Genomic DNA, 5563 nt, shown 5'->3' on the forward strand with positions numbered 1-5563 from the left:
GATGCAAACCGCGATGGTTTTGTTATCTCTGGCGGTGGCGGTATCGTTGTTGTTGAAGAGTTAGAGCACGCATTAGCGCGTGGCGCGAAAATTTACGGTGAGATTGTAGGTTACGGCGCAACATCTGATGGTTACGACATGGTTGCACCTTCGGGTGAGGGTGCTGTTCGTTGTATGCAACAAGCACTTGCAACTGTTGAAGGTGATATTGATTACCTAAACACGCACGGCACATCAACTCCAGTAGGTGATGTTAAAGAACTTGGTGCAATCCAAGAAGTATTTGGCGGTAAATCACCTGCGATCAGTGCAACAAAAGCAATGACAGGCCACGCACTTGGTGCTGCGGGTGTTCACGAAGCAATTTACTCAATCTTAATGTTACAAAACAACTTTGTAGCGCCATCTATCAACATCGATGAGTTAGATGAGCAAGCTGAGGGCCTTGATATTGTGACTGAAAAGCGTGACTTAGAAATCAACACTGTAATGTCAAACAGCTTTGGTTTTGGCGGTACAAACGCAACGCTAGTAATGCAAAAATACAAAGGCTAATTAGCCTTTTTAAAACGCAAATCTAATTGATTGAAAGAAAAGCCACTTAATTGATTGAGTGGCTTTTTTATTGCCGTTAAAATAGCGCATCTGCTTTGCCTAAATAGGACAACTATGCGCATTCTCGCTGACCAAAATATGCCACTGGTCGAAGAATTCTTTTCTGAGTTTGGTGAAATAACTCGTTTTGCTGGCCGAGAGTTAAGCCCTCAGCAACTTGTTGATACTGATATTTTATTGGTTCGCTCGATTACCAATGTGAATGAAAATCTACTCACTCATGCAAATAAATTGAAATTTGTTGGCACTGCAACAATTGGCACTGATCACGTTGACCAGGCATTGTTAACACAAAAAGGCATCGCATTTTCAAGCGCACCAGGTTGCAATGCAACGGCTGTGGCTGAGTATGTAATATCAAGCTTGCTTGCGCTTGCTCAAGAAGATGGCTTTAGCTTACAAGACAAAACCGTTGGCATTATTGGTGTTGGTAATATTGGCAGTCGGCTTTCGAAAAAATTAGCAGCGTTAGGCTGCAACGTATTACTGTGCGACCCACCAAAGCAAGCGTCTGGCGAACTAGAAGATGGTGTGTCATTAGACACTATTATTAGCGATGCTGATATTTTAAGTTTTCATGTGCCTTTAGTGAAAGAAGGCCAGTTTCAAACAAAGCATTTATTAAATAAGCACAACTTGCCTAACTTGAAATCCAATGCAATTGTGGTCAATTCGTGTCGTGGTGACGTCATTGATAATCAAGCATTGCTTGAGTTTATGCAAGCAGGTGCTGGTTTATCACTGGTGTTAGATGTATGGGAAAGCGAGCCAAATATTGAACAAGCTTTACTACCTTATACGCGTATTGGCTCGGTACATATTGCTGGCCACAGTTTAGAAGGCAAAGCGGGCGGTACAGATATGCTTTATCAAGCGGTTTGTCAGCAATTAGGCAAACCAGCGACACATAAAATGGCTGATTTTCTGCCAGAGCCAGAACTTACTGAGGTGAGTTTAGGCGATACTTTTAGTGAAGCAAACCTGTGCCAATTAGTACACAGCGTTTATGACGCACGCCGTGATTACGGCCTATTAAAACAAGGACTAAACCGTGAAGGGTTCGATAGTTTACGAAAAAACTACCCAGGGCGTCGCGAATTTAGCACTTTAACGGTAAAATGCAGTTCATCTGCAAATGCAAAACGTTTAAGCCAGCTCGGCTTTAATGTGATTGAGGAATAACATGTCACAAAAATTCAATGTTGCCGTTTTAGGTGCAACAGGCCTTGTTGGCCGTCAAATTATTGAAACGCTAGAAGAGCGTAAATTTCCTATTGATACCTTGTATTTATTAGCGTCTGAACGCAGTGCAGGCGAAGATATTAAATTTGCAGGTGAAGACATTGAAGTGATTGATGTGGAAACCTTTGATTTCGCCAATGCCCACATTGCACTATTTTCAGCGGGTGGCAGCGTTTCAGAAAAGTATGCACCAATTGCCGCAGAGGCGGGTTGTGTGGTTATTGATAATACATCACACTTCCGTAATGACTACGATGTGCCATTAGTGGTTCCTGAAGTGAATCCAGAGGCACTAAGCGATTTTAGAAACCGCAATATAATTGCTAACCCGAATTGTTCTACTATTCAAATGGTGGTGGCATTAAAACCAATTTATGACGCGTATGGTATTGATCGTATTAACGTATGTACTTACCAATCTGTTTCAGGTGGTGGTAAAAAAGCGGTTGATGAATTAGCAAAGCAAACAGCTAACTTAATGAATGCGCGCCCACTTGAAAACGATGTGTTTCCAAAGCAAATTGCGTTCAACGTAATCCCACAAATTGATAGTTTTGAAGATAACGGCTATACCCGCGAAGAAATGAAAATGGTGTGGGAAACCCAAAAAATCTTGGGAGATAGCAGTGTAATGGTTAATCCAACGGCAGTGCGTGTGCCAGTATTTTATGGTCATGCAGAAGCGATTCACCTAGAAACGCGCATGCCTGTTGATGTAGAGCACGTAAAACAGTTGCTTAACGAAGCTGCTGGTGTGGAATACATTGAAGATGAGCAGGATTATCCAACACCTGTGTCTGATGCGAGCGGCAATGATGCGGTTTATGTTGGCCGTGTTCGCCAAGATATTAGCCACCCACATGGTTTAAATTTGTGGGTTGTTTCAGACAATACGCGTAAAGGTGCTGCAACTAATAGCGTACAAATTGCTGAGTTGTTAATCGAGCAATACCTATAAACGCAGAGATATAAAATTACATTTCTTTGATGCCAAATAAACAGACGTTTAAGTTTTTTTGGCATAATTCCTAGGGTTTGCTGTTCTTTGCTGCAAAAGCTAACGTGAAAGATAAACAGACCCTAACTAATTGAGTTTTAGCTTAAAGCTGCATTATCATCAATGAGATAATGTTTTCCTGCCAATTACTTTGCCACTGCCTAATTAATGGATATTCGGTGTTTTCTGGTTTATAGTTTTATGCTGAAAATTATAAAAAGAGTCGCACCATTTTAGGTTGAAATAGCCAAGATAATAATAAAATTGGTGCAAACTTTGCATAAGTTTAGTGTTCGATCCCCGTTTATTTCGAACAAATGAGCTTTCAGAGTTAATATTAAAGGAAACCCATGCGCAGCTTCTTTTCTTCAAAAGCGATTTTTCTTCTTTCGGTAGTGCTACTTGGCGCTTCAAGCATTTCGTTTGATCTTAATGCTGAAAATACTCGGATCCGTGGGCCCAAAAATGTTGATGTTGGCGAGCAAGATAAACGTTATGGACCTGTGCGCGATACAGATACCCTTTGGCGAATTGCAACCAAACTAAGACCTGATGACTCAGTTACCATTTACCAGGTAATGCAGGCCATTTACCAGAAAAATCCAAATTCCTTTTTAGATAACAACATAAACCACTTACGTACTGGCTCATATTTGCGCATGCCATCAATGCGTGAAATTAGGAGTATTAATGCTGGCTTTGCCCAAGAGCGTTCAGAGCTTGATGATAAGCTTTGGGATAAAAAAGTTAAGGGTGAGATGACGCAAGCTGAGATAGACGTTGTTGCCAAACAAGCTGAACAAGCTAAAAAACAAGATGTTATTGTAGCTAAAAAAGAATTAAGTGAAGAAATTAAGCAAGCAAAACAAGCGCAAACAGAAAAATTAGAGCAGCTTAAAGACGAATTTAAGTCGTCTGTAAATAACGTTGAAGCGATCCTCACTGAAAATGAAAATCTTAAAAAGCAAGTTTCAAGTTTATCAACTGAACTAGAACTTATTCGTGGTCAGCTTGATAGTGACAGGCAAACCCTTGATGAATTAAAAGCATTGCTTGCGGAGCAGCATCGCATCCTTGCGGCACAAGAGGCTAAAGCTAAAGCTGAAGAAGAATCTTTCAGTTTTCAAGATTTGACGAATAATCCCTTGTTACTCATTGTCCTTGCCTTGATACCAGGCTTTTTAATTGTAGGTGGTGCAATTTACTGGTTTAAATCGCGCGTTGGAAAAGCTGCTTCGGAAGAACCTATTTTCGATACATCACCCCCGAAAGTGCCAGACCCAATTGTTAATGATGATTTAGCCAGCGACATATCAGATGGTTTAGATGATGTGCTTGCCGATGAATTAGATAAGCCGTTGGAGGATGAACTAAGTGCTGGTCTTGACGACCCATTTGATGATGTTTTGGGACAGAGCTTTGATGATTCACTTGAAGACGACATTGTTGCGCTTGACGATAGTCTAGATGACGCTCTCGACGAGCCTGATGATTTGCTTTATGAAGGTGAAGAACCTGCTCTTGAAAGTTCTAATTCATTGTTGGATCAAGATGAGCTAGATGGATTATTAGGTGATGCCTTAGATGAAGAGGGTTCTGATGATTTAGTTCCTGATCTGAATTCGGAACCTACGGATGACGGATTATTAAACGCAGACGATATTGATGCGATCCTTGCACAAGATTTTGATTCACCAATAGATAATGATGAAAGTGATGACATTGCTGTTGATGACATACTTACTAGCGATAGTGAAATTGAACTTGATATTCCAGAAGAATTTGAACCATCTAACCAGGTTGAATCAGACGTTGCTGATGTTGATGCAATTATGGATGAACTTAGCAATGATGAACTTGATTCAGGTGATAGTTTAAGTGACGAACTTGAGTCGGAAGACAAAGAACCTGAAATTCAACTTGATATGGATGATATCGATGCCATGATCGATGAGGTCGAAGCTGATGATTTAGATTTAACCGACCTAGATGCATTACTCGAAGAGGCTAATTCTGATGCTGAGCGATTAGCAGCGCAACAGGCTGCTGCTGAAGCGTTTGCAAATACCGATACATCTGAGCAAGATCTTGAAGAATCAATCGATATAAATGAAAGCGAAAATACACAAGACGCTTCTGACGAGATTGAGTCAGTTGATGCAAAAGATGACATCGATGCATTGCTTGATGACGCTGCAGATGTTGAAGAAGTAAATGAAGTTAATGCTTCTCTTGATGAAGATGATTTACTAGATTCAGTACTCGAAGATACAGACTTGCCTGAAAGCGAGTTAGCAAGTGCTGACTTAGAGCAAGACGAGCTTGAACCAGAAACTGCAGTAGATGACATTGATGCATTACTTGATGAAGCTACAGTTGATGAAGAAGTAAATGATGTTAGTGATTTTCTTGATGAAGATGTTTTACTAAATACAGCGCTTGAAGATACAGACCTAGAAACAGAATTGCCTGAAAGCGAGTTAGCAACAGCTGAAATAGAACAAAATGACCTTGAGCCAGAAAATGCAGTAGATGATATCGATGCATTACTCGATGAAGCTGTTGATGTTGAAGAGTCTAATGAAGTTAGTGATTCTCTTGATGAAGATGTTTTACTAGATTCAGCGCTTGAAGATACAGGACTAGAAAATGATTTAGCAGAAAGCGAATTAGCTACTGACGAAAAAGAGCATGCACTTGAGTCAGATA

The 5563-nt window shown here is 40.5% G+C and carries 3 protein-coding genes and 1 pseudogene; all 4 read left to right on the forward strand.

The genetic code is table 11. From position 1 onward, the window contains the following. Positions 1 to 555: pseudogene (locus ABYD77_RS17245) on the forward strand (beta-ketoacyl-ACP synthase I); the annotation flags it as partial. Between the two features lie 114 nt (positions 556 to 669). Further along, complete coding sequence (locus ABYD77_RS17250) at positions 670 to 1797, forward strand: 4-phosphoerythronate dehydrogenase (RefSeq protein WP_372771328.1); 1128 nt, start codon at positions 670 to 672, stop codon at positions 1795 to 1797. A 1-nt stretch (position 1798) separates the two neighbouring features. Next, the gene (locus ABYD77_RS17255; RefSeq protein WP_372771329.1) at positions 1799 to 2815 is read left to right on the forward strand and encodes an aspartate-semialdehyde dehydrogenase; all 1017 of its coding nucleotides are present in this window, start codon (positions 1799 to 1801) and stop codon (positions 2813 to 2815) included. A 389-nt stretch (positions 2816 to 3204) separates the two neighbouring features. Then, the coding region (locus ABYD77_RS17260) for a FimV/HubP family polar landmark protein (protein ID WP_372771330.1) at positions 3205 to 5563 on the forward strand (2359 nt) is incomplete at its 3' end.

It is taken from the genome of Pseudoalteromonas sp. (assembly GCF_041629635.1).
GTDB lineage: Bacteria > Pseudomonadota > Gammaproteobacteria > Enterobacterales > Alteromonadaceae > Pseudoalteromonas.

Coding starts and splice junctions, on each gene's coding strand:
- ABYD77_RS17250 (WP_372771328.1), top strand. CDS start 670: ATGCGCATTCTCGCTGACCAAAATATGCCACTGGTCGAAGAATTCTTT.
- ABYD77_RS17255 (WP_372771329.1), top strand. CDS start 1,799: ATGTCACAAAAATTCAATGTTGCCGTTTTAGGTGCAACAGGCCTTGTT.